22 protein-coding genes, 1 other RNA gene and 1 other annotated feature are annotated in these 24862 nt (G+C 39.1%); of the genes, 2 read left to right on the top strand and 21 right to left on the bottom strand.

The features are described from left to right. Positions 1–382: 382 nt before the first annotated feature. The 10 genes from LGQ02_RS06380 to LGQ02_RS06335 all read right to left on the bottom strand — a co-directional run bounded on the left by LGQ02_RS06380 (position 383) and on the right by LGQ02_RS06335 (position 9126). A complete protein-coding gene (locus LGQ02_RS06380; protein WP_226517371.1) occupies positions 383–1459 on the bottom strand; it encodes an AI-2E family transporter in 1077 nt (358 codons plus the stop codon). A gap of 184 nt (positions 1460–1643) precedes the next feature. After that, positions 1644–1835 (bottom strand): DUF3918 family protein, encoded by a 192-nt coding sequence (locus LGQ02_RS06375; RefSeq protein WP_226517370.1) that lies wholly within the window; start codon positions 1833–1835, stop codon positions 1644–1646. Positions 1836–1862: 27 nt separating this feature from the next. Continuing rightward, complete coding sequence (locus tag LGQ02_RS06370; RefSeq protein ID WP_226517369.1) at positions 1863–2048, bottom strand: DUF2797 domain-containing protein; 186 nt, start codon at positions 2046–2048, stop codon at positions 1863–1865. Positions 2049–2067: 19 nt separating this feature from the next. Then, positions 2068–2544, bottom strand: coding sequence for a PRC-barrel domain-containing protein (locus LGQ02_RS06365; RefSeq protein WP_226517368.1), 477 nt, complete (start codon positions 2542–2544; stop codon positions 2068–2070). Between the two features lie 55 nt (positions 2545–2599). Next, entirely contained in the window at positions 2600–4882 is a 2283-nt protein-coding gene (gene recD2, locus LGQ02_RS06360; RefSeq protein ID WP_226517367.1) for an SF1B family DNA helicase RecD2, read from the bottom strand. A 17-nt stretch (positions 4883–4899) separates the two neighbouring features. Continuing rightward, positions 4900–5565, bottom strand: a complete 666-nt coding sequence (locus LGQ02_RS06355; protein WP_226517366.1) for a tetratricopeptide repeat protein — start codon at positions 5563–5565, stop codon at positions 4900–4902. 54 nt (positions 5566–5619) lie between these two features. Next, the gene (gene mnmA / locus LGQ02_RS06350) at positions 5620–6726 is read right to left on the bottom strand and encodes a tRNA 2-thiouridine(34) synthase MnmA (RefSeq protein WP_226517365.1); all 1107 of its coding nucleotides are present in this window, start codon (positions 6724–6726) and stop codon (positions 5620–5622) included. A 29-nt stretch (positions 6727–6755) separates the two neighbouring features. Then, on the bottom strand, positions 6756–7895 hold the full coding sequence (locus LGQ02_RS06345) for a cysteine desulfurase family protein (RefSeq protein ID WP_226517364.1): 1140 nt from the start codon (positions 7893–7895) through the stop codon (positions 6756–6758). A gap of 174 nt (positions 7896–8069) precedes the next feature. After that, complete coding sequence (cymR, locus tag LGQ02_RS06340; protein WP_226517363.1) at positions 8070–8489, bottom strand: cysteine metabolism transcriptional regulator CymR; 420 nt, start codon at positions 8487–8489, stop codon at positions 8070–8072. Then, positions 8473–9126, bottom strand: coding sequence for a YczE/YyaS/YitT family protein (locus tag LGQ02_RS06335; protein WP_226517362.1), 654 nt, complete (start codon positions 9124–9126; stop codon positions 8473–8475). The genes cymR and LGQ02_RS06335 overlap by 17 nt, the downstream gene beginning before the upstream one ends. Before the next feature lie 196 nt (positions 9127–9322). On the opposite strand from LGQ02_RS06335, the gene LGQ02_RS06330 reads away from it, so the two are divergent. After that, positions 9323–10660, top strand: a complete 1338-nt coding sequence (locus LGQ02_RS06330) for an AAA family ATPase (protein ID WP_226517361.1) — start codon at positions 9323–9325, stop codon at positions 10658–10660. Positions 10661–11265: 605 nt separating this feature from the next. Beyond that, the gene (locus LGQ02_RS06325) at positions 11266–11940 is read left to right on the top strand and encodes an RsfA family transcriptional regulator (protein ID WP_226517360.1); all 675 of its coding nucleotides are present in this window, start codon (positions 11266–11268) and stop codon (positions 11938–11940) included. Between the two features lie 88 nt (positions 11941–12028). Here the strand turns inward: LGQ02_RS06325 and ltrA are convergent, their stop codons facing one another. The 11 genes from ltrA to LGQ02_RS06270 form a co-directional block, all read right to left on the bottom strand. Continuing rightward, entirely contained in the window at positions 12029–13435 is a 1407-nt protein-coding gene (gene ltrA / locus LGQ02_RS06320) for a group II intron reverse transcriptase/maturase (RefSeq protein WP_226517359.1), read from the bottom strand. Between the two features lie 468 nt (positions 13436–13903). After that, positions 13904–14623 carry a LutC/YkgG family protein gene (locus tag LGQ02_RS06315; RefSeq protein WP_226517358.1) on the bottom strand — a complete coding sequence of 240 codons (720 nt, stop codon included), beginning with the start codon at positions 14621–14623 and terminating at the stop codon, positions 13904–13906. Next, on the bottom strand, positions 14623–16044 hold the full coding sequence (locus tag LGQ02_RS06310; protein ID WP_226517357.1) for a LutB/LldF family L-lactate oxidation iron-sulfur protein: 1422 nt from the start codon (positions 16042–16044) through the stop codon (positions 14623–14625). The genes LGQ02_RS06315 and LGQ02_RS06310 overlap by 1 nt, the downstream gene beginning before the upstream one ends. Before the next feature lie 13 nt (positions 16045–16057). Beyond that, positions 16058–16780 carry a (Fe-S)-binding protein gene (locus tag LGQ02_RS06305; protein ID WP_226517356.1) on the bottom strand — a complete coding sequence of 241 codons (723 nt, stop codon included), beginning with the start codon at positions 16778–16780 and terminating at the stop codon, positions 16058–16060. Between the two features lie 204 nt (positions 16781–16984). Continuing rightward, a non-coding RNA gene (gene ssrS / locus LGQ02_RS06300) (6S RNA) lies at positions 16985–17173 on the bottom strand. A 302-nt stretch (positions 17174–17475) separates the two neighbouring features. Further along, on the bottom strand, positions 17476–19260 hold the full coding sequence (gene aspS, locus LGQ02_RS06295) for an aspartate--tRNA ligase (protein WP_226517355.1): 1785 nt from the start codon (positions 19258–19260) through the stop codon (positions 17476–17478). 3 nt (positions 19261–19263) lie between these two features. Next, on the bottom strand, positions 19264–20547 hold the full coding sequence (hisS, locus tag LGQ02_RS06290; RefSeq protein WP_226517354.1) for a histidine--tRNA ligase: 1284 nt from the start codon (positions 20545–20547) through the stop codon (positions 19264–19266). A gap of 90 nt (positions 20548–20637) precedes the next feature. Further along, positions 20638–20875 (bottom strand) — a binding site (T-box leader). 72 nt (positions 20876–20947) lie between these two features. After that, entirely contained in the window at positions 20948–21124 is a 177-nt protein-coding gene (locus LGQ02_RS06285; RefSeq protein WP_226517353.1) for a hypothetical protein, read from the bottom strand. A 112-nt stretch (positions 21125–21236) separates the two neighbouring features. Then, a complete protein-coding gene (gene dtd / locus LGQ02_RS06280) occupies positions 21237–21677 on the bottom strand; it encodes a D-aminoacyl-tRNA deacylase (protein ID WP_226517352.1) in 441 nt (146 codons plus the stop codon). A gap of 15 nt (positions 21678–21692) precedes the next feature. Then, on the bottom strand, positions 21693–23873 hold the full coding sequence (locus LGQ02_RS06275; RefSeq protein WP_226517351.1) for a RelA/SpoT family protein: 2181 nt from the start codon (positions 23871–23873) through the stop codon (positions 21693–21695). A 398-nt stretch (positions 23874–24271) separates the two neighbouring features. Further along, a complete protein-coding gene (locus tag LGQ02_RS06270; protein WP_226517350.1) occupies positions 24272–24784 on the bottom strand; it encodes an adenine phosphoribosyltransferase in 513 nt (170 codons plus the stop codon). Positions 24785–24862 lie beyond the last annotated feature (78 nt).

The following is a 24862-nucleotide window of genomic DNA, read 5'->3' as shown; positions in this document are numbered from 1 at the left end:
CCCTCCTTGAATTTATCTTCCTTCAATGATGAAGCTTGTAAATGCTTGATAAGAGTATGTAGAAGCCGCTGAGAATTAAAGCAACATAAAAAAACTCCCCTCCCTAAAAACAGGGACGAGAGTTGTCTCACGCGGTACCACCCTGGTTACAATGCATAAATTCTCGCATGTCACCTTTCACACGAATAACGGTCGTGTTCCGGCAGGGTTTGCCTGCTCTCAGGAGTAGCTGATTATTAACCTTCATCTAGAATTTCTCACAGCCTAAGGAAATTCCTCTCTGACAAGCTTTCGCCTGTTTAGATGGTCTTTAATAATCTGGCTCCGTCATCAAATTAAAGTATGAATATAACAGTCATTATAGAAATTGCTTGTCACTTTGTCAATAATATACCCCTTTTCTTTCACGAAAGATACGCCTGACGTGTAATAAAATTACTTTAAATACCGTTAAAAGTGGTACTGCTATGATTAACCCGACAATTCCTGCGATTTCTCCCCCTACGATTAAAGCGAAGATGATCATGACCGGGTGCATATGAACACTTTTTCCAACAATCAATGGAGCTAATATATTTCCTTCAATGGTTTGGATCGTAAAGTTTACTAATAGTGCGAATAAAACAAGATGAAACGACTCAGTCAAAGCAACAATTAATACCGGTATACCGCCAATAATGGGTCCAAAATAAGGTATAATATTCGTCGCTCCAACGAAAATTGCAAGTAACGTCGCATATGGCAAATCAATAAGCGTAAAACCGATAAATGCGATGATACCAACGATAATACATACTGTTAATTGACCTCTAATGTAATTCCCTAGTGAATGGTCAATCTCACGAATTAGCTTATACCCTTCTTTTCGAAAACGGACAGGTGTAAAGTACCAAACAACTTTTTTTACCAGCTCCATATCTTTGAGTAAATAAAAGGTGAGGAAGGGCACAACAATAAGAAAGATCAACCAATCAAACAGCTGTCTAATAACCGCACTTACCCCGATTAACATATCTGCAATCATCGCTTCACCACTTGCGATCCATTGCTCTGCTCGCTCTTGAAATGAATCCGGTAATGTTGAAGTCGTATCATTTACGGTACCGACAAAATTACGATATGTATTTGTCATTTCAGGAAGTTGGTTAATAAATTCTTGACCTTCTTTTATAACATAAGGCGTAAGCTTTAAAACTACCCAAGAAAAAACTAAAATAAACACTCCATACACAATAAGTATTGCAATTGAGCGTGGTATTTTTCTTTTCTCTAATCGAAAAATAAAAGGGTGGATTAAGTAAGCAATAAAGCCAGCAAACAAAAACGGCATCAAGATCCGAAATACTACATGAATGACTGGTTGAATAAGTGAAAATAAGTACAGCAAGAGGATAATGAATAATCCAATTAATAGGAAAAGGATGAGGCGATACATCCATTTTATCATCGCATTTTCCAATTGTACCCCCTCCAAATGAATTGGCATTGACATGCTGTTAATCGTTTTGAATGATGGGTCTTAACGTTTGGATACGACTCCCTCGGTTTGTTCACAAAATTGTCAAGGACCAGGTCCCGTACAATTTTGTGAACAAATATGGAAAAGAAGTCGACTCATTCGTGAGCCGACTTATTCCCAATTATTACGTCAATGCTTTTGTCATTCGTTTCTGCATACGTTTCATTGAACGCTTGTTTGGAATCATCTCTTCGAGCGTACTAAAATCCATCGTACCTAAACGTTTTTTCCAACGCTTTCTTGATTTGTTGTCCATATTCGTGGCGTATGCATAAGCTCCAACACCTAATGCGACAAGAGATGCCAATACTCTCATTGTTGTCACCACCTGTCATTATACAACTTAATCAATAAGCCGCTCTTCTTCTTCAAATAAGTCATCAAGGGAGCTTAGAGACCCGTCAGCTTCTACTTGATGAAGACAAAAGCGTCCGTTAGAAATTGAAAGTTCAATAAAACAACTCCAGCAATAATATTGGTTAGTACCAATCTTTCCTATATCTTTCCCTTTACAATTTGGGCACCGCATATGTGAAACCTCCTGGCAATCATGTTTCCGTCCGAACCATAAAGGCTTCATTTACACGCTTTAAAGGAATTTGTGTTTTAAATACCTTAATTCCTTTAGTAATATCTGTAAAAAGCCCTTCGGTCAGTTCATACCCTACAATCTTGCCCGTTTCTGGAAGAAAATATACATCTTCAATAATCCCGATCATTGCCCCATCTTGTTCCAAGAGTGGTTTCCCAAAAAAATGATCGCTTCCATCATAGAACCTTTTTCTCCGTTTTAATGGTGTTAACATGGTTCCATTTTTGCAATAGATTTCTCTTCCTTTTTCATATGAGATGCGCTCTAAAGGTAGGAAGTGATTGCGTGACCACCAGTGCTGTTCTGTGCGTACCCAATAACCTAATACTTGTGCTTTGTCTTCAGATAAAACTAAATCTGCCACTTTCCCGATTTGAAAATTATGATCAGACAAAAAAACAGGTGCACCCTTGACCTTTTGTGATGTTCGCAAAGGAAGCTCCTCCCTTCGAACATTCTTAGTCTTAGGTTACACCCGATTTCTCATGCTAGTATTCTTCTTCCATTCCCCGCTCATTTAATTTATCTCTCAACGTTGTATTTCGTTCTACATCATTGTTATTTCCAACCGCCATCTCAAGTGCATTCCAATCTCCACATAAAAGTAAAAAGTCTTTTGCCCTTGTAATCCCCGTATAAATTAATTTTTTTCTTAACATCCGGTAATATCCTTTTACTACTGGCATAATGACAATTGGGAATTCGCTACCTTGTGATTTATGGATCGAACAACAATAGGCATGAGTAATTTGTGTTAAATCTTGCTTCGAATAGGTCACTTCAATACCATCAAAGGAAATAACAATTTTTATCTCGCCATCCGTATTTTCCTTTTCTGTAAAAATCGCAACAATTTCTCCACGGTCACCATTATATACATTTTCTTCAGGGTTGTTGACAAGTTGCAAGACAACATCGCCACTACGATATACAACGTTTCCAAATGGAACCTCTCGTTTTTGGTCTGATGGAGGGTTAAACAGCTTCTGTAGCATATCATTTAAGTTTTCTACCCCTGCAATCCCACGATACATTGGTGCTAATACTTGAACTTCTTTCGCGGTAAATCCACGAGAAATAGCTCCTTTACAAATTTTCTCAACCGCTTCAGGCACTTGTGGTTGGTCACATGGGAAAAAACGAAGGTCTTTACTTTCTCCATCAATTTTTCCAGGTAACGCACCCTCTTTAATTTGGTGAGAGAACTCAATAATTTTTGAACCATCTGATTGTCGATAGATATCAGTCAGTTTTACCGATGGTATTTGCTTTGATGCTAAAAAGTCGGTAAACACTTGGCCTGGACCAACAGATGGAAGCTGATCTTCGTCCCCTACCATAATGACTTGCATATGATCTGGTACTGCTTTAAAAAGTTGATTGGCAAGCCATGTATCCACCATCGACATTTCATCAATGATTAAAAGATCACCTTCAAGCTGCTCGTACTCATCGTATTCAAACTCATCTTCATTACCTTTATAACCGAGAAGACGGTGGATCGTTGATGCTGGTAGACCAGTTGATTCTGTCATTCGCTTCGCTGCACGACCTGTCGGCGCAGCCATTAAAACTGGAAAGGGGGATTTTTTATCATAGTCTTCAGGATCAACCGAGATTCCTTTTAAATCACTGAATACCTCAATCAATCCTTTAATTACCGTTGTCTTCCCCGTTCCTGGTCCACCCGTTAAAATCATGACTCGAGAGTGAAGGGCTTCTTGAATCGCTGTTTTTTGAGAAGGAGCATACGTAATGCCAAGCTCTTCTTCAACATCCCCTAACGCTTTTAAAAACTCTGACTCTGGATACTCTTCAAGCTCCTGATCTTCTTTTAAAAGGCGATGAATGTTTGTAACGATCCCTTGTTCAGCATAATAAAGAGAAGGCATAAACATTTTTTTCTCTTCTACAACGAGTTTATTTTCTTCTCCTAACTGAATGATTTGATCTGCGATTTCCAAGTGAGATATCGTTACATCACTTTCTTTTTCTAATAAATCTTTCGCATCTTCAATCATTTGCTCATTTCCTACATAAACATGGCCATTATTAAGCGAATGTTCATAAAGTAAGAAAAGAACCGCCGCGCGAATCCGGTCTGGATGATTACCTGTTAATCCTTGTTTTCGCCCAATCACATCTGCTTTTGCAAATCCGATTCCTTGTACGTCTTCAATCATTTGATATGGGTTTGTTTCAATCACTTTTAACGCATCCATCTTATAAGCTTGATACACTTTAATAGCTAGTTGCAGTCCAAAGCCATATTCATAAAGCTTCACTAAGACTTGTTCGATTCCTTGGTCTTCTAATAACGTTTGATGGATTTGGTCTGCTTTTTCAGGCTTTAAGTTTGCCACTTTATTTAATACTTCACGATCTTGTAATATAACTGAGATCGCATTTTTACCTAGTGTATCAACGATGTTTTCGGCTGTTTTTTTCCCCACGCCTGGAAAACGATCACTCGATAAATAAAGAATGATACCTTGCTCGGTTTCTGGTAGTAGTTTTTGAAACTGCTCGACTTGATATTGTCTGCCAAAGCGTGGATGGTCTTTAAAATAGCCGTAAAAAAGGTACGTAATGTCTTTTTCTAAGTTTGGCATTGTACCAACAACGGTAATCTCTGAATCGATCTGTTCATAGGATGACTTCTTTACCTTCAACTTAGCAACGGTATAGAGAGAATCTTCATTATGATAAATTTGATGGAGTAGTTCTCCTTTTATATAATCTTTTTCTTCATGGATGGCGGCCTCTGTCATTATGAAACCTACTTTCGTTATTCTTCGTTATTTAACACTTGTTCCATTTGTTGTTTCCCATTTGCACTTAACACGTGATCTGGTTGAATATCTAATGCTTTATTGAACATTTCTAATGCTTTTGCGGCATCATCTTTAAAAGCATAAGCGACACCTAAATTAAAGTAACTGTCTGCATGATTTTCATCGAGCTCTATTACTCGTTCAAATGCTTCCTTTGCTTCATCAACTTGTTCTAATTGTGCAAGTGTCAACGCGTACTGGAAATGCGCATCAACGTCTTCTGTGTTGAGTTCTGTTGCCCTTTGCAAACTCGGTAACGCACGAGCGAGATCACTTAAATTGTAAAAACTCATGCCTAACATGTAATAAACGTCACCTTCTTTTAAGCCGTGTGATAACGCTTCTTGGTAAACATCAATTGCTTCTAAATACTTTTCTTGGTTAAATAGTACATTGCCTTTACCGTAATAAGCAGTGGCGAGCTTTTCATCTAGTTCAATTGCTTTATTAAAAAAGTTTAATGCTTTCTCATCTTCATTAACGGCTGCTAATAAATTTCCGAAATTCGTATACGCAACGGCATCTTTCGGATTTTCCTCAATTGCCTCATTGAGTAATTTCGCCGCTTCTTCGATTTTCCCTTCTTGCATTTGTTTAACTGCTTGTTCGTTCTTATCCATATGTACATTCGCTCCTTTAGTTATTAACGTTGAAAAAGGACTGATTGGTTAAAATCAGTCCTTAATGACTTCACTTATTGTACCGCCGCCAAGACATATCTCGCCATCATAAAAGACGACCGCTTGTCCTGGTGTAATTGCACGTTGTGGTTCATCAAAGTCAACTTGGACTTTATTCCCTTCTAAAAGTGTTACGCTCACTCCACTATCTTTTTGACGATAACGGAATTTTGCCGTGCATTTAAAAGAATCAGCAGAGGCTCCATCTTTACTAATCCAGTTCACATTTTCTGCGAGGAGTCCTTTGGAGTATAACTCTGGATGGTGGTACCCTTGTCCAACATATAAAATGTTATTCTTTAAATCTTTCCCAATAACAAACCATGGTTCACCGGGACCACCAATGCCTAAACCTTGGCGCTGCCCTAGTGTGTAATACATCAGCCCATCATGCTTTCCTTTGACTTCTCCGTCTATGGTTTGCATTTGGCCAGGTTGAGCTGGTAAATATTGACTTAAGAATTCTTTGAAATTACGTTCTCCGATAAAGCAAATTCCCGTGCTATCTTTTTTCGTAGCCGTTGCTAAATTTGCTTCTTTTGCAATTTCGCGGACTCGAGGCTTTTCTATTTCACCCAACGGAAACATGACTCGTTCAATTTGTTCTTCACTTAATGCATTTAAGAAGTACGTTTGATCTTTATTTTCATCTATACCGCGTAGCATTTCCGTCCCTTTTTCCGTGCGACGTACACGTGCATAATGTCCTGTTGCAACATAATCTGCTCCGAGTGTCATTGCATGGTCTAAGAACGCTTTAAATTTGATTTCTTTATTACACATCACATCAGGATTCGGTGTTCTACCTGCCCGATACTCATCTAAAAAGTACGTAAAAACTTTATCCCAATACTCTTTTTCAAAATTTACAGCATAATACGGGATGTCAAGCTGATTACAGACGCGGATAACGTCATTATAATCTTCTGTTGCTGTACAGACGCCGTTTTCATCCGTATCATCCCAGTTTTTCATAAAGATCCCGATCACTTGGTAGCCTTGCTCTTTTAGCAAATACGCCGTTACAGAAGAGTCAACACCACCTGACATGCCGACAACGACACGTGTATCTTGCGGATCTTTTTGTTCAATTTGACTCATCTTTTTCACCTCCAATGAGTGAAGATTATTTATTTGGCTAATCGATTTATGACATTTGAAGTTTTCTCTGCTGCTTTCGTTATATCATCGGTTGTTAGGCCATATCCGAAACTAAAACGAACAGCTGAGTGGCTTCGGCTTTCATCATCAAACATCGCCGTTAATACGTGAGAAGGATCGATGGACCCTGCTGTACATGCAGAACCGCTCGAGCATGCTATCCCTTCCAAGTCAAGGTTCATTAAGATAGCTTCTACACTTAATCCTGGAAAACTCACATTTAAAATATGAGGTAGACGATTTTCCTCGTCTCCATTAACAATGAATTTTATCTCGTTTTTATTTAATACGTCAATAAATAAGCGTCGAAATACGTCGTATTCTTCAGCCTTTTTCTCAATACCATGAACGGCTAATTCCATTGCTGCTTTTAAACCTGCAACAGCTGCGACATTTTCCGTACCAGCTCTACGCTTTCGCTCTTGTTCGCCTCCATGAAGTAATGGAGAGAATGTGTGACCCTTTTTTGCATATAAAAACCCAATTCCTTTCGGGCCATTAATTTTATGAGCAGACATCGCTAAAAAGTCGACCCCTAACTCATGCACATTTATATTCGTAAGGCCAAAAGCTTGGACAGCATCCGTATGAAAAGCTGATTGATGATCTTTTAATAACTTCCCTACTTCTTCAATTGGCTGGATCGTACCAACCTCATTATTTCCGTACATAATTGACACTAGAATTGTGTCCTCACGTAAAGCAGCTGTTACATCAGTCGTGGAAATACGTCCCTTATCATCGACAGGTAAATATGTGACATCAAAACCTAGTGACTCAAGGTATGCAAAGGAATGTAGCACACCATGGTGTTCAATTTCCGTAGTAATTAAGTGATTCCCTTTGTCTTTATTTGCTAACGCGTAGCCGATAGTTCCTAAGTTATCCGCCTCTGTACCACCACTAGTAAAGATAATCTCATCAAACGTAGCACCAATTGTCTTTGCAATAAAGTCCCTTGCTTCATCAAGACCTTTTCTTGCAACACGCCCAAAGTGGTGAATACTTGATGGGTTTCCGAAGTTACCTTCCATGTAAGGTTTCATTGCATTGAAAACTTCTGGATGGACAGGAGAAGTTGCCGCATGATCTAAATAAATTCGTTCCATTTTACACACCTTCTATGTTTATTCATCTTCAATGATAATACATCGTACTTTGTTCTCTCCGTCGTACGTTCACGTGTTCTATTAGTTATCACACTTTACGAAATTTTCGTTTACAAAGGAAAAGTGAGGCTTTGAAATGCCTGCCCATTTCTCCTCACTACGAAAAGCGATCTATTAAATATAAAACATGTAATATTCTTGGTCGCCTTTATCTTCATAATTTGCTAAGTCTTCTAGAGTGGTATTGTCTAATACATCTTTAACCGCATCTCGAATCTTAATCCATAAATCTCGTTTTGCTGGTTCTTCATCATCGACAATTTCCACAGGGCTAATCGGCCCTTCAAGAACACGAATAATGTCTCCTGCAGTAATTTCTTTCGGTTCTTTAGCAAGCATATATCCACCGTAAGCTCCACGTACACTTTTTACAAGAATTGCATTTCTTAAAGGAGCAATTAATTGCTCTAAATAATGCTCAGACAAATTATGTTCCTTCGCGATAGATTTTAAGGATATAGGACCTTCCCCGTATTTTTTTGCTAATGCAATCATAATTGTTAGTCCGTATCTACCTTTAGTTGATATTTTCAACGTTCATCCCTCTTTCCATTCTTCGATCATACCATTTTTCACATAGATTTAATGAGTAGCCTGCGACATGACCAATGGTTAAACAAAAAAGAAGTGTCCCTATAAAGACTGGGCCTCCTAATTGCCAGCCAACAACTAACACTACCATCTCCATGGCAATTCGCACATTCGCAACACTCATACCAGTCTTTTTGGACACAGCAAGCATTAAGCTATCACGTGGCCCTGCCCCGCAACGCGGTGATATGTACACACCAATTCCAAAACCCATAATTGTGATCCCAAGGACTAGCATAATTACTTGAAATAATAATGTAGATGGAGTTTGTAAGAAAAATAAAAAGATATCAACAAACACACCGACAAACACCATATTTAAATAAGCACCTAGCTTTGGCCACTCTTTTGTTAATAGTGTAGACAAAACTAATAGAAGAAAACCCATGATGATTGTCCAGCTTCCAACCGTAAGCCCAAATTGATTGGTTAAACCAATATGAAGGACATCCCATGGAGCACTTCCTAAATCTCCACGAATTGTAAGTGCAATACCGAAGCTCATGATGATTAATCCGATAAAATAAATAGACCAACGATACATCATAGGCCATTGATCTTGATGAAAAAATTTATTCATTCATTTTCCTCTTCCTTTTAAAATGAGGTATAGTTTTCTTGTAACAATGCAGATTTCATTATAGCATAGATAAAGGCTGTCCGTCCGTGATATATACTGTAATAAATAAGTAAATTCGTATTTCTCATATAAAATGGTATATGAATTATTCCTTATATTCAATGATAAAAAACGATCCTAGAGAGGAGAATCACTATTGGATCTATTTGACCACTCTCAAACCCAATCGAGCGAAAAACCAAAAGGTCCGTTAGCATCAAGAATGCGTCCTCGAACGATTGAGGAGGTAATTGGCCAAAAGGGAATTGTCGGTAAAGGAACACTGCTTCGAAGAGCGATCGAAGCTGATCAGTTAACGCCAATGATCTTTCACGGTCCTCCTGGAACTGGTAAAACAACATTAGCAAAAGTAATCGCAAATTCTACATCCGCGCATTTTGAACAGTTAAATGCGGTCATTGCTGGAATTAAAGATGTACGTGAAGTCGTTGACCGAGCGAAAAACCGTCTAAAATACGATCATGAGAAAACTGTTTTATTTATAGATGAGATTCACCGTTTTAATAAAGGTCAGCAAGATGCGCTTCTTCCTTTTGTAGAAGATGGTACAGTTGTCCTAATTGGAGCAACAACTGAAAACCCAATGTTTGAAGTAAACCCAGCTTTACTTTCAAGATCACGTCTATTTAGATTGCAATCCTTAACAGATGATGACCTTAGAGAAGTTTTACAAACTGCGATCCATGATAAGGAAAGGGGCTTTGGCGATTATAAAGTAGACATAGACGAAGATGCACTCTCTCATTTAGTCGATATTTCTAATGGAGATGCTCGAACTGCATTAAATGCGTTAGAGTTAGCAATTCTTACTACAGACCCTAATGCAGAAGGTGTCATCCATATTGATTTAAGTACAGCCGAAGCTTCCATTCAAAAACGCATCCTTCAATATGATAAAAGCGGAGACAATCACTATGATACAATTTCTGCTTTCATTAAAAGTATTCGAGGTTCAGACCCTGATGCTGCGTTATATTGGCTAGCAAAAATGATTTATGCCGGCGAAGATCCTCGCTTTATCGCTAGACGACTCTATGTTCACGCTGCCGAAGATATTGGCTTAGCAGACCCAAATGCGTTGCTCGTTGCCCAATCTGCAGCTTATGCAGTCGACTTTGTGGGAATGCCGGAAGCACGTATCCCACTAGCTGAAGCAGCGCTTTACTTAGCAACTGCGCCGAAAAGTAATTCGGTCATTACCGGTATTGACAATGCATTAAGAGCTGTCGAAAAAGAAAAAGCTGGTGACGTCCCTTTTCATCTTCGAGATGCGCATTATAAAGGTGCTTCAAAATTAGGCCATGGTGAAGGGTATAAGTACCCTCACAACTATGAAAACCATTTTGTACCACAACAATATTTACCTGACCATTTAAAGAATGCAACATTTTATGATTCTTCTAATAACGGTTATGAAAAAACAATCCAAAAACGACTCGATTACTTTAATGAACGGAAAAAACGAGGTAAATAGAATTGACGTTACAAGCTTTATACTAAAATGTAATGAAATAAAACGGCAGATCGTCTAAATGAGGTTCTGTCGTTTTTCTTTTTATCACCAAAACATTTTCTGGTAATTGATGACAAAAATCACGAAAGAAACAGAAAAAGGTTTTCATGGGAAATGACTTTCGCACGATGACACATGAAAATAAGTATTGATAAGTTAAATGAGTGGAGTCCATGAGACTCCTGTGGGAAAAATAGACGAAGATCCAACATGACGATAGTCATGTTTAGCTGAGGCATTGCCCACGGCAAAGAAGACACCGTGAATTCTAACGAAGTGAAGAATGAACGGATGTCGCACTTGTCCCTTGAGGTGAAAGCGAGTGGACAGAAGCGAATAAATCATTATTATAATATTTTCAGGGGAGACATCCATGCGAAGTTAATTTCGTACACTAACTCGTGAAAATAAGCCTATGAAAGCGAAGTGACAAACAGATACAATAGCTAATTTTCCCACATTTTTTGACATTATCTAGTATAAAATCTTTCATCTATGTCCATCTTAGTAGTAATTAAAATTCATATGACACTAAAAGTCTACGATAAGAAAGGACTGTAATGAAGATGAAAGTTAGACAAGATGCATGGTCTGAAGAAGACGATCTTCTATTAGCTGAAACTGTTCTTCGTCATATCCGTGAAGGAAGTACGCAATTAACTGCTTTTGATGAAGTTGGCGACGCGTTAAATAGAACGTCAGCTGCTTGTGGCTTCCGATGGAATGCGGTCGTGCGGAATAAGTATAATGATGCAATCAAACTAGCAAAGAAACATCGTAAAGAGCGTAAGCGCCAACAAGCAAATGAGTTAAAGCCTAGTACGTATGTCCCTCAGAAAAAGGAACAACAACCAACATTTGATTCATTTGTACCAAACTCTTTCTCTCGTGATGCTCAACCGCAACGTGATGTAAAAGTAGAAAGCGAGATGACGTTACAAGATGTCATTGACTTCTTACAAGGCATGAATGGACAAGGACAAAAGGATCGGCTTCTCGCTCAAGAAAATGAAGCTCTAAAATTAGAAAATAATGAATTACGTCAAAAAGTAAATGACTTAGAAAAAACTTTAGCAAAGCTTGAGCACGAACATAAAGTCATTGAAGAAGACTATCAATCCATTATTGGTATTATGAATCGTGCTAGGCGCATGGCCTTACTAGATGAAGATCCTGAAGATCGTGAAACACCTACATTCCGCATGGACAAGAATGGTAATTTAGAAAAAGTAGCAAAATAGAAAGTTCTTATTCCATAATCGAGTAGGAGGAGGGTTCGCCCCTCCGTCCTCTCACACCACCGTACGTACGGATCTCGTATACGGCGGTTCAATAAGTTGAGTGATGCCTTTCATGCATTTTTTTATAGAAAGCGTCCATGTTAAGGAGTCCTGCTTTTTGCAGGGCTTCTTTTGTAATGGATCTGTGCAGTATGAAGGACTTTGAAATTCTCCAGTAACCCTTCCGTGTATTTGCCCATTCCCACGCTTTATCTTTGGGAACTTTCAGCTTGATCAAACTTCGATATCTGGTCTTCACTTTCTTCCATCTTTTCCAGATAAGTTGTCTGATTCTCCTTCTCACCCATTGGGCGGTGTCATGAACATATTTCTTCATCCTTGAGATGCCATAATACGCAATCCACCCTCGAAGAACTTCATTAAGTTCCTTTATAATTTCACGCACATTCCCCGGTCTCTTTCGCGAGAGAAGGACTCTCACCTTCTTTTCCAAACGGTGTTTAGCCCTAATGTGGGGACGAACTCCGCTTTTCCCTTTCGGGAGAGACTGAAGGCAGAAACCAAGGAACTTTCTTTTTGTCGGCGTTCCGACCGCACTTTTCTCTTTATTCACCGTCAAACGAAGTTTGTCTTCCAGGAAGGTTGTGATGCTATTAAGGACACGTTCCCCCGCCTTACGGCTTTTGACATAGATATTGCAGTCATCTGCGTAGCGAACAAATCGGTGACCTCTTCGCTCAAGTTCCTTATCCAATTCATGAAGATAAATGTTACTGAGGAGCGGAGATAGGTTACCACCTTGAGGTGTTCCAATTTCGCTCGGGTGGACATGATCGCCAATTTTCACTCCTGAAACAAGGAACTTGCGTATGAGTTTCAGGATCGTACGATCCTGAACGAACCGGCTCACTAGATGCATGAGTTTATCATGATTGACCGTATCGAAGTACTGTTTCAGGTCGACATCAACCACATAGCGGTATCCCTCTTCATGGTAGGACTTCGCTTTCATGATAGCGTCATGCGCGCTTCGTCTGGGGCGGAACCCATAACTGTTCTTTGAAAAGTGAGAATCAATGTAAGGTGTAATCACCTGCACGAGTGCCTGTTGGATCACTCGATCCCTCACTGTAGGAATTCCCAGCTCTCTTTTACTTCCGTTGTCTTTCGGGATGAGTACCCGTTTGACAGGGTGAGGTTCATACGAACCATCTTTAAGAGAAAGCACAATCGACCTGTGGTGCTCGGCAAAATAAGAATGGATCTCATTCGTTTTCACACCATCGATGCCTGCGCTGCCTTTCTTTTGTTTAACACGTTTAAATGCATGTACAAGGTTCTCCCGAGAGACGAGTTTCCTCATCAGCTCGGAAGGCTCACCATCCTGACTCTTCTTCTCACCGCGAAGAATACTGCACACTCCTGCATTACTCTTCGCTTCCAGCGTACCCTCCTGCAGGTAGCCATCTTTTGATGTTGTCTGTGATCGTTGCATTCTTCACACCTCCAAGTTCATCAGAATTCTTATTGTTCGACCCTTCGTCACGAAGTGACTACTATGGTCTCGGCTGACTTCTTAGCATTCACGATGCCATTACTGACACCGTTGTCCCTGTAAGGAATCACTCCTTCTTAGGGACCCTGATAAGACCTCCCCGGGTAAGACTGACCGCTTTCCACCCGTCGGTACAGGATTTACTGTGCGGAATTCGGGCAATGTAGGATTTCATCTTGTTCTGCAGACTCATCCTTTCCGTTTCAGCCTTGTATCCTGTTTCTGTTCGTTACCGCGTGTGTTTGCGTCCGGCTTCCTTCAGGTTCCGGGTCGCCCCGGACACCCTTGCCATCCGCTAACGGTTCCCATTGCCAAGCCCGTAGTGGACTTCCACCACCTAGCTGCCAGACATGCCGGGCACACAGATAAAGCCACAGTGAATATTAGACTTCACTGTGGCTTTTTACGTTAAGCATCATCGATAACAATATAATATGCTTTCACTGGTCCATGTACTCCGACAACTAAACGTAATTCAATATCAGCTGAGTTACTCGGTCCAGAAATAAAATTTATGCATGAAGGTATTTTCCCTTGTTGTTTTGCAATTTCATGGATTTGTTCATTTGCTTGGGTCATTCGTGGTACGAGTGTACTTTTTGGAATGATTGCTAAATACGTTTGCGGTAAAAGACTTACAGAACGCCCTTTCCCTTCGTCACTCAATAAAACAACTGTTCCAGATTCTGCAAGAGTCATATCTGAAAAAGTAATTCCGATATTTGTTCGCTCTGCAATTTTTATATTCTCTTTTCTTAAATCTGGTTCCCACTTATGGACATCTACACCCTTTTCTTTTTCAATATTTAACGCATCTAATAATCCAAATTGTTCAAACCTGTCATCTTCCCAATGGACAATAGACTGTCCTCCTAATTCTTCAACAGCTTCATGTAATTGTTTTGCTAATTGTGACTTTGTCGTTACTTTAACCTTTGTATGGATTTTATCACAATGTTTGACAAACTCATTTAATAGTTCATCTTTTGTATGACTTTTAAACACTTCATCTTGTGGTCGTTTACTCCACTTTGGCAACTCTACTTTCTCTGTTTTTTGCTTACGCCCTAATTTATCCGCAATATTTTTTAAGAAACGATCTTTACCTTGGATTGTGCCTGTTGGCATTAATTGTCTCCCCCTTGCCCACGGTTCTCAAACCATTTTCTAAAGCTTTCTCCTTTATTTTCAGGTAAATTACGAATTTGTGTCCATAACTTTACAGGACCTGGACCTTTTCCTTCTCCACCTCTTGTTGCATTAATCATTGACGGAGCTGACTTAGAACCTAATTGATAAAGAGTAGGGTTACTTGCAGCATAGGCATAACCTTTCATCGCAAGCTTTTCACCGAAACTTGTCTTCCCTTCTCTTTCAACGATTTCACGGCGGTGCTCAACTAACAATTCGTGGAGCGGAATTTTTACCGGACACGCTTCAGTACATGCTGCACATAACGTTGACGCATATGGCAGCTCTTTGTGATCATCATACCCTTCCAATAAGGGTGTTAATACCGCACCAATTGGTCCGGGGTAGATTGAGCCGTATGAATGACCACCTACATGGCGATATACTGGACAAACATTTATACACGCTGCACAGCGGATACATTGCAACGCACTTTGAAACTTTGTACCGAGAATCTTGGAGCGCCCATTATCGACAATTACAACGTGGAAGTCTTCTGGACCATCAACTTCCCCTTCTTCTTTTGAAGGAGTTAAACCTGTAATATAACTAGTCAGCTTTTGACCAACTGCACTGCGACAAAGCATACTAACTAATATATCAAGCTCTTTCCACGTTGGGACAATTCGTTCCATTCCCATCACAGTAATTTGCGTTTTTGGTAATGTCGTTGCCATCCTCGCATTTCCTTCATTTGTAACAAGTGAAACAGATCCTGATTCAGCAACAGCAAAGTTACAGCCTGTAATTCCAACTTCTGCTGATAAAAAATCTTTACGTAACTGTTCACGTGCAAATTGAGCTAGCTCCGTTGGGTCCGATGTTTGATCATATTTCCTCTTATCTTTAAATGTATCGCGGATTTGTTCTTTGTTTTTGTGGAGTGCTGGAACAACAATATGTGAAGGAGGATCATGATCATCTAATTGTAAAATCCATTCTCCAAGATCTGATTCAACAACATTACAACCAATGTCAGTTAGTGCATCGTTCATACCAATCTCTTCAGTGACCATTGATTTCGATTTAATGACATTTTTAGCTTTTTTCTTACTAACAACCTCTGTAATATAATCATTTGCTTCTTCAGCATTTTCTGCAAAAAATACATGTCCGCCTTGTTTGGCAACGTTTTCAGCAAATTGATCTAAATAGTAATCTAAGTTTTCTAACGTATGCTGTCGAATCTCTTCTGAAAGGTCTCGCCACTCTTCCCAATTTCCTAGTTCTTCTGTAGTTTCTGTCTTTCTTCCTTCAAGACGTCCTTGTGCTTCAACGACTGCGTTACGCATAAACGAGTCATTAATCCCTTTTTCCACTCGGTCGAAAAACTTATCATTACCGATCTTTATCCCCATCTGTTCACCCCACTCAACCTTGACTATTTAACACTTCTGCAATGTGCATCACTTTGATCTGTTTTCCTTTACGTTCAATACGACCACCAATGTTCATTAAACAGCCTAAATCTGAACCAACTAACACATCAGCTTCTGTTTCATCGATATGTTGAACTTTTTCATCGACCATTTGTTCAGAAATCGGCATCATTTTTACAGAAAATGTTCCTCCAAATCCGCAACATTGTTGTTTGTTCGGAAGCTCCGTAAAAATGAGACCTTCTACATTTTCTAAAAGTTTGACTGGTGCTTCTTTTACGCCTAATAGTCTCGTCATATGACATGACGAATGATATGTCACTTTAGCAGGAAACTGAGCACTTACGTCTTCTACCTTTAGGACGTCTACGATAAATTGTGTTAGCTCAAACGATTTTTTTACAAGAGCTTCTGCTCGCTCTTTCCACATCGGGTCATCTTCGAATAATTTCGGATACTCGTGAAGCATCGTCGTACAGGATCCTGATGGTGAAACAACATAGTCAGATGCTTTAAATGTTTCGATCATATGTTTGGCCACTTCCTTCGATTCTTTATGGAAGCCACTATTAAAGGCAGGCTGACCACAGCACGTTTGTTTCTTTGGAAAATCGACTTCACACCCTAGCTTCTCCAACAGTTCCACAGTACTTCTACCGACAGAGGCTGGATAAACAACATCTGCAAGACACGTTAAAAACAATGAAACTTTCATTTTCTCCCCCCACTCCGCATTTAGTCATAAGGTCATCAGATGACTAATGTAATTGTTTTCATTATATGAAAGAGTTAACAACTTTTCAATATGTAATAAAAGTGACATTGACGTTGGGTCGCTCATAATCATGGCAGATAAAGATGTTTTTGAGTTTTAGGTTCGAAAAAAAGAAAAAACACCCGTTATTAGGTGTCTTCATTTTTGAGCCCCAAAGTGCCGTTTAATCTTCCCAGTTTTGAACCTGCGGTTGGCAGGTGGGTGCCCTGTTCAAAGCTTCTGACTTCCTCCAACCTATGTAGGTAAGGCCTGCCTTCCCCTTTGAAACGAAAAGCTCCCAATGTAAATCTGTTGGCTCAAAACGTAGAGTTGAGACGTACACCTCAGGACTCATAAACTTATTTTGTTGATTTCATCATATCTGAAAAATTAGAGTTTTACAATAATTAAACATGCCTATTTTTATAACATTTTCATTACAATCATTGGACTAGTTTGATGTTATTAATCTTTACCCTTTTAAAAGAAAGTAAAACCTCTGATTAAAGGATTTTTTCTAAAAGGTTGTTTCTTTCGGTAAAAAATCTCTCTCGAATCCGATATAGGCTGAGGCTTTCATCTTTTAAAAAGAAACAACAACCTATCCGAAAAGGGCCAAAAAGAAAGACTGACCTCAATGGCCAGCCTCTCAAACATTATTCTTCTTCTTTTTTCTTCGGAATCACTGATAAGTTGAGTTCTTGTAATTGTGCTTCACTAACACCACTCGGAGCCTCAGTTAACAAGCAGCTTGCACTTGCAGTTTTAGGGAACGCGATCGTTTCACGGAGATTACTCTGTCCTGCTAAAATCATGACAAGGCGGTCAAGTCCTAATGCAATTCCTCCATGTGGTGGTGTTCCATACTCAAATGCCTCTAATAAGAAGCCAAACTGTTCTCTTGCTTCTTCTTCGCTAAAGCCAAGCGCTTTAAACATTTTCTCTTGGAGACTACGTTCAAAAATACGTTGTGAACCTCCTCCAAGTTCATATCCATTTAATACGAGATCATAAGCTTCGGCACGAACTTTTTCTGGGCTCTCTTCTAGTAGCGCTTCATCTTCTGCTACCGGACGTGTGAACGGATGATGTTCTGCATGATAACGACCTTCTTCTTCATCGTAAGAAAGAAGTGGGAACTCTGTTACCCATAAGAAGTTATACTCATTATTGTCAACAAGGTTTAATTCTTTCGCAAATTTAATACGAAGTGCTCCTAGTGCGTCCCAAGCAACATGTTTTTTGTCTGCTACAAAGAAAATGACATCTCCTGCTGCTGCTTCAAATGCATCACAGATTGTTGCAGCTTCTGTCTCGTTAAAGAACTTCGCGATTGGACCTTTTAACGTGTTTTCTTCTTCGACTTTTAACCAAGCAAGCCCTTTTGCACCATATACTTCAACAAACGAGCCTAATCCGTCTAAGTCTTTTCTTGAATAATTGTCAGCAACACCTTTTACACAGATCCCTTTAACAACGCCACCATTTTTCACCGTGTTTGCAAATACTTTAAAGTCACTGTCCACAACAGCTTTAGATACGTCCATCAATTCCATACCAAATCGTGTATCAGGCTTATCAGAACCGAAACGGTTCATAGCATCTTCATACGATAAACGAGGGAATGGGCGTGGTACATCGATGCCTTTTAATTCCTTTACGAGTTTAACCATCATTTCTTCCATCATCTCATGCAATTCTTCTTTTTCCATAAATGATGCTTCAATGTCAACTTGCGTAAACTCTGGCTGACGGTCTGCTCGTAAATCTTCATCACGGAAGCAACGCGCAACTTGATAATAACGCTCAAATCCTGATACCATTAACAGCTGTTTAAAAAGCTGAGGTGACTGCGGTAATGCGTAAAACTCACCGTGATGGACCCTTGAAGGAACAAGATAGTCACGAGCACCTTCTGGTGTACTCTTCGTAAGCATCGGTGTTTCAATTTCCATAAAACGAAACTCATCAAGGAAGTCACGAATCATTTTCGTTGTGCGATGACGAAGCATCATTGTTTCTTGCATGTTCGGTCTTCTTAAATCTAAATAACGGTACTTTAAACGCGTGTCTTCTGTAATTTCAACGTCATCTTCAATGACAAATGGAAGTCCTTTCGCAGCATTTAATATATTTGCTTCTTCAACCATGACCTCGACTTTACCAGTTGGAATCGTTTCATTAATATTTCCGCCTACTCTTTCAATAACCGTTCCTTGAATATCTAAGACATACTCATTACGAACTTTTTCTCCAACTTCGAGAGCTTTCGGGTTTTCATCTCCATTAAAAACGATCTGAACAAACCCAGAACGGTCACGTAAATCTACGAAAATGACTTGCCCTAAATCTCTACGTTTTTTTACCCAGCCTTGAAGACGAACTTTTTCACCTACTAAATGTTCTAATACTTCACCGCATCTATGTGTACGTTTTGTCATCAATTATTCCCCTTTCTCACCTTGATGGGATAATACCCATTCTGCTGCTTCTTCGATCGCTACTTTTTGTTGTTCACCTGTTGATAAATCTTTTATTAAGACAACATTTTCGTTCAATTCATCTTCGCCTAAAATCATTGCAAAGTTAGCACCAAGTCTGTCTGCAGCTTTAAATTGCGCCTTCATCTTTTTGTTCATGTAATCTGTGTCGACGACAATTCCGTTACGACGCATCTCATGAACGAGCTTAGGTGCATTTTTCTTTGCTTCTTCACCCATTGCGATAAAGTAAGCATCCACTGTATCTTGAATAGGCAACTCGATATTTTGTGTTTCTAATGCCATTAATAGACGTTCAAGACTTAATGCAAATCCTATTCCTGGTGTTGTTGGGCCACCGATTTCTTCTACAAGCCCGTTATATCTTCCTCCACCACAAAGTGTCGTAATTGCACCAAACCCTTCGCCATCAATCATAATCTCGAATGCCGTGTTATTGTAATAATCTAAACCACGAACGAGCGTAGAATCTACAACGTAATCAATATCCATGTCAGATAAATATTGTTGAACGTTTTCAAAATAAACTTTTGATTCTTCATTTAAGTAATCAAGGATTGACGGTGCATTCTCCATTAACGGGTGATCTTTGTCAGCTTTACAATCTAAGATACGTAATGGATTTTTTTCTAAGCGTGCTTGACAGTCAGGGCAAAACTCTGAAATGCTCGGTTTAAAGTGATTAATTAAGGCGTTTCGGTGTGCCGTACGGCTCTCTTTATCACCAAGACTATTGACGACTAGTTTTAAGCCTTTTAGCCCGAGTTCACGGTAGAAGTCCATCGCTAACGCAATCACTTCTGCATCGATTGCTGGATCGTCACTCCCCATTGCTTCCACACCAAATTGAACAAACTGTCTCATACGGCCTGATTGAGGACGTTCATAGCGAAACATTGGACCAATATAATAAAGTTTCACAGGCTGGTCTGCCCAACCATGCATTTTATTTTCAACGTAAGAACGTACTGTTGAAGCTGTCCCTTCTGGTCGTAATGTTAAGCTCCTCCCACCACGATCTTCAAAGGTATACATTTCTTTTTGCACAATATCAGTCGTGTCACCAACACCACGTGCGAATAGGTCCGTTTGCTCAAACATCGGCGTACGAATTTCTTTATAATGATATCGTCTACATAATTCGTGTGCTTTTTGTTCAATGTATTGCCATTTTGGAGATTCTTCAGGCAAAATGTCTTGCGTACCTCTTGGAATTCTGTAGTTCATTCTAGTGCCTCCTCTATTTCCTTCATTTTTCAATATGTATTTTCAAATTTAATCGCAGAAACATAAAAAAACCCCCGTTCCTGAACGATTGTCAGGGACGAGAGTTGTATTCCCGTGGTGCCACCCTTGTTGAAGCAAACATATTGCTCCCACTTCCATCAGTTAACGCCTGAGTTACGATTCTTCCTACTAGAGCATATCAGCTTTTTCAGAAAAATACCTAAGGAGTGTTCATTCATGAAGGCCAGTGTAGAAGTGCTTCCAGCCAATGGCACCTCTTCTCTGTTCACGGGGAATCTCCACTACTATTCTCCCTCATTGGTTTACTATTCGTTATTAATTGTAATCTATCATACGAATTGTCACAATGCATGTCAATATCATTTTAAGAAAATCAATCTTAATTTCGTTCTAAGTGCTTCTTTAATTGTCTCACTTCACGGTTTGATAAACCAAATTCACTTGCAAGTTCAACATTTGTGGCATTTGGTTCCATGTCTGTAAACCGGTGAAAATTCACACCTAACAATTTAGAATTCACTGATGTAAAACGCTCTTGCTGGTTTCCTGATCTCATTGTAACGTCATCTGCCTTTCGCTTTTCTTTTCAGTGTTACCGAAAATAAGCGAAAGATACTTCAATTAACAACTTCTATTCAATTTATATCTGATGAACATACCTCACTGAATTACTTACTTTCAACGATTAATGTAACTGGTCCGTTATTAGTAAGGGATACATCCATCATTTCACCAAATAGCCCTGTCTCAACGTGCATGCCTAACGTGCGAAGTTCTTCGTTAAATTGATCATACAAAGCTTTGGCATGGTCTGGCTTTGCTGCTGCCATAAAATTAGGCCTACGCCCCTTACTACAGTCACCGTATAAAGTGAATTGTGAAATCGATAAAATTTCTCCACTTACATCTTTAACAGATAAATTCAGCTTTTCATTTTTATCTTCAAAAATGCGTAAGTTTGTGATTTTCTCAGCCACAAATTTCACATCTTCCATTGTATCTTCATGAGTAATCCCAACTAGTAAAACGAGTCCATGATTAATTTGACCAACGACTTCATCATTTACAGTAACATTTGCTTGATCACTTCGTTGTACGACTACACGCATGTTATCCCTCTTTCATTAGTGCATAATTCGGCGTACAGCATAAATATCTGGTATTTGTTTAATTCGTTCTACGACTTTTTGTAAGTGCGACACATTTTGAATGGAAATCGTCATATTGATTGTTGCCATTTTATTTTTATCAGAACGGCCTGAAACAGCATTCATGTTCGTTTTCGTTTCTGCAACAGCCTGTAGCACTTCATTTAGTAAACCTCTTCGATCGTACCCTGAGATTTCAATATCTACGTTATAGTTTTTCGAGTGCTGTTGATTACCTTCCCATTCTACTGGAAGGAGGCGAGTTTTTGCATCATCATTATCAATATTTGGACAATCACTACGGTGAATGGAAACACCTCGCCCTTTTGTAATATAACCGACGATATCGTCCCCAGGTACTGGGTTACAGCAACGAGATAAGCGGATGAGTAAGTTGTCGATTCCTTTTACTCTTACTCCAACACTTGTTTTCTTTTGTGTATCAAATGTTTTTAAATCGTCTACTGCTTCTGTGATCGTTTGATTTTCTAAGTCGTCATCTTGCTTTTTACGAATATTATCCGTCAATCTTGTAACAATTTGTGCAGCTGTAATTCCGCCATAACCTACTGCTGCATACATATCTTCCTCAGCTGAGAAATTGAATTTATCTGCAACGCGATCTATGTTTTCTTTAATCATTACATCTTTAAGCTTATACCCTTTTTTCTCAATTTCTCGTTCAATTAACTCTCGGCCTTTTTCCACATTCTCTTCTCGGCGTTCTTTTTTGAACCATTGACGAATTTTATTTTTCGCATGAGAACTTTGGGTAATTTTTATCCAGTCCTGACTTGGACCATACGAATGCTTTGACGTTAATACTTCAACTATATCACCTGTTTTTAATTGGTGATCAAGCGGAACCATTTTTCCATTCACTTTAGCACCGATACAGCGATTTCCGACCTCAGTATGGATGCGAAAAGCAAAGTCAAGCGGCACCGATCCTTTTGGAAGCTCAATGACATCCCCTTTTGGTGTAAAAACAAAAACCATGTCCGAAAACAAGTCAATCTTTAATGATTCCATAAATTCTTGTGCATCATTTGTATCATTTTGCCACTCAATAATTTCACGGAACCATGACAGCTTCGTTTCTAAAGATTCTTGATTTTGGACAGTCTTTCCTTCTTTATATGCCCAATGTGCGGCAACACCAAATTCTGCTACCTTGTGCATATCTTCTGAACGAATTTGAACTTCAAGGGGATCCCCTTTAGGACCAATCACTGTCGTATGCAAAGATTGATACATGTTTGCTTTTGGCATTGCAATATAATCTTTAAAACGACCAGGCATCGGCTTCCAATGTGTATGGATGATGCCTAATACGGCATAACAATCCTTTATACTTCTGACAATAATACGCACGGCCAGTAAGTCATAAATTTCATTGAACTGTTTGTTTTGAATCGCCATTTTGCGATAAATACTATAAATATGCTTAGCTCTTCCATTGATTTCAGCTTTCACATTCACTTTATCAAGTCGATCGTGAATCGTTTGTTTTACTTCGTCAATATAATCTTCTCGCTCTGCGCGTTTTTTCTTCATCAAGTTGACGATTCTGTAATATTGTTGCGGGTTTAAATAACGTAAAGAGGTATCTTCAAGCTCCCACTTAATCGTCGAAATCCCTAATCGATGGGCAAGTGGTGCGAAAATTTCTAACGTTTCATTTGCAATACGTCGTTGTTTTTCGGGCGGAAGATGTTTTAACGTCCGCATATTATGTAAACGGTCGGCAAGTTTAATTAATATGACCCGAATGTCTTTTGCCATGGCAACAAACATTTTCCGGTGATTTTCCGCTTGTTGCTCTTCTTTCGACTTATATTTAATTTTTCCTAGCTTCGTTACGCCATCAACTAGCATAGCAACTTCTTCACCGAACTTCGCTTCAATTTCTTCTAACGGAATATCTGTATCTTCTACGACGTCGTGAAGAAATGCTGCTGCGATCGTATTTGGGTCCATTCCTAGTTCAACTAAGATTCCTGCCACTTGAACTGGATGCCAAATATAAGGTTCTCCTGATCGGCGAAATTGTTCACGGTGAGCATACTCCGCCAATTCATAAGCCTCTTTTAAAAATTGAACCTCTTTTTCCGGAAGATATTCACTTGCTTTTTCCAGTACTTGTTCACTAGTCATAAGATCACCTTAACATCCAGATATTGTTGAGTATGTTTAAAAGTCCGGGAAAAACGACATAAACGTATTTTCATGTCAGTCATTTTTGTCCTTCATTTAAACACATTCAAATTCGTATTAATATAAGTTTTATCATTAGATGAGAATTTTGTCGAATGCAATGATAAAAAAAGGGCCTCTTCCGTAGAAAAGACTTTCATTCAGCATAACATAATTCTTTAAAAAGAGCATTGATTATTTAATAATAAATGTTATTTTCTTGATATTTTAAATAAATGTGTTACTTCAATGAAAAGTCTTATAAATGAAGATTTTTGAAAACAAGGGGGTGAATATGCACCCCCTTGCTTCATTCAAAAGATAAGAATATTAATTGTCGTCAATAACAAACAGTGGTCTTAGTAAGTCATTAATGTAAAGACATCGTATTTACCTAATTTATCGCGACCATCTAAATAGCTTAATTCAATCATAAATGCGATCCCTGCAACGACACCGCCAAGCTTTTCAACCATTTGGATTGTAGCTTCAATTGTTCCACCTGTTGCTAATAAATCATCTGTAATAAGAACGCGTTGTCCAGGCTTAATGGAATCCTTATGAAGGTTTAAGCTGTCTTTACCATACTCAAGACCGTAGTCTACTTCAATCACTTCACGTGGAAGCTTGCCTGCTTTACGTACAGGAACAAAGCCGACTTCTAATGCATAGGAAATAGGACAACCGACAACAAAGCCACGTGCTTCAGGTCCGACGACGATATCGATTTCTTTTTCCTTTGCAAAGTTTACCATTTCATCAATGGCTTTTTTGTACGCTTCTCCATTTTCCATCAACGTTGAGATATCCTTAAAGCGAATACCTTCTTTCGGGAAATTCTCCACGACTGTAATATACTGTTTAAAATCCATTGTTCATACTTCCTCCCAATTTCTACCTTCGTTTCTTTCCACTCTGTTTTAAACCTACGTAATATTTCGTATTGACCA

This window comes from Bacillus shivajii (assembly GCF_020519665.1).
Taxonomy (GTDB): domain Bacteria; phylum Bacillota; class Bacilli; order Bacillales; family Salisediminibacteriaceae; genus Bacillus_CA; species Bacillus_CA shivajii.
This window is presented reverse-complemented; position numbering and strand designations above follow the sequence as displayed.

Excerpts from the sequence above, each read along its gene's own strand:
- LGQ02_RS06315 (WP_226517358.1), bottom strand. The coding sequence starts at position 14,623 with ATGCCAACAGGCACAATCCAAGGTAAAGATCGTTTCTTAAAAAATATT.
- LGQ02_RS06275 (WP_226517351.1), bottom strand. The coding sequence starts at position 23,873 with ATGACTAGTGAACAAGTACTGGAAAAAGCAAGTGAATATCTTCCGGAA.
- LGQ02_RS06335 (WP_226517362.1), bottom strand. The coding sequence starts at position 9,126 with ATGAATAAATTTTTTCATCAAGATCAATGGCCTATGATGTATCGTTGG.
- recD2 (WP_226517367.1), bottom strand. The coding sequence starts at position 4,882 with ATGACAGAGGCCGCCATCCATGAAGAAAAAGATTATATAAAAGGAGAA.
- LGQ02_RS06325 (WP_226517360.1), top strand. The coding sequence starts at position 11,266 with ATGAAAGTTAGACAAGATGCATGGTCTGAAGAAGACGATCTTCTATTA.
- LGQ02_RS06270 (WP_226517350.1), bottom strand. The coding sequence starts at position 24,784 with ATGGATTTTAAACAGTATATTACAGTCGTGGAGAATTTCCCGAAAGAA.
- ltrA (WP_226517359.1), bottom strand. The coding sequence starts at position 13,435 with ATGCAACGATCACAGACAACATCAAAAGATGGCTACCTGCAGGAGGGT.
- dtd (WP_226517352.1), bottom strand. The coding sequence starts at position 21,677 with ATGCGTGTAGTCGTACAACGAAGTGATCAAGCAAATGTTACTGTAAAT.
- LGQ02_RS06305 (WP_226517356.1), bottom strand. The coding sequence starts at position 16,780 with ATGAAAGTTTCATTGTTTTTAACGTGTCTTGCAGATGTTGTTTATCCA.
- LGQ02_RS06345 (WP_226517364.1), bottom strand. The coding sequence starts at position 7,895 with ATGGAACGAATTTATTTAGATCATGCGGCAACTTCTCCTGTCCATCCA.
- hisS (WP_226517354.1), bottom strand. The coding sequence starts at position 20,547 with ATGAACTACAGAATTCCAAGAGGTACGCAAGACATTTTGCCTGAAGAA.
- aspS (WP_226517355.1), bottom strand. The coding sequence starts at position 19,260 with ATGACAAAACGTACACATAGATGCGGTGAAGTATTAGAACATTTAGTA.
- LGQ02_RS06370 (WP_226517369.1), bottom strand. The coding sequence starts at position 2,048 with ATGCGGTGCCCAAATTGTAAAGGGAAAGATATAGGAAAGATTGGTACT.
- LGQ02_RS06285 (WP_226517353.1), bottom strand. The coding sequence starts at position 21,124 with ATGAGATCAGGAAACCAGCAAGAGCGTTTTACATCAGTGAATTCTAAA.
- LGQ02_RS06375 (WP_226517370.1), bottom strand. The coding sequence starts at position 1,835 with ATGAGAGTATTGGCATCTCTTGTCGCATTAGGTGTTGGAGCTTATGCA.
- mnmA (WP_226517365.1), bottom strand. The coding sequence starts at position 6,726 with ATGAGTCAAATTGAACAAAAAGATCCGCAAGATACACGTGTCGTTGTC.
- LGQ02_RS06355 (WP_226517366.1), bottom strand. The coding sequence starts at position 5,565 with ATGGATAAGAACGAACAAGCAGTTAAACAAATGCAAGAAGGGAAAATC.
- LGQ02_RS06310 (WP_226517357.1), bottom strand. The coding sequence starts at position 16,044 with ATGGGGATAAAGATCGGTAATGATAAGTTTTTCGACCGAGTGGAAAAA.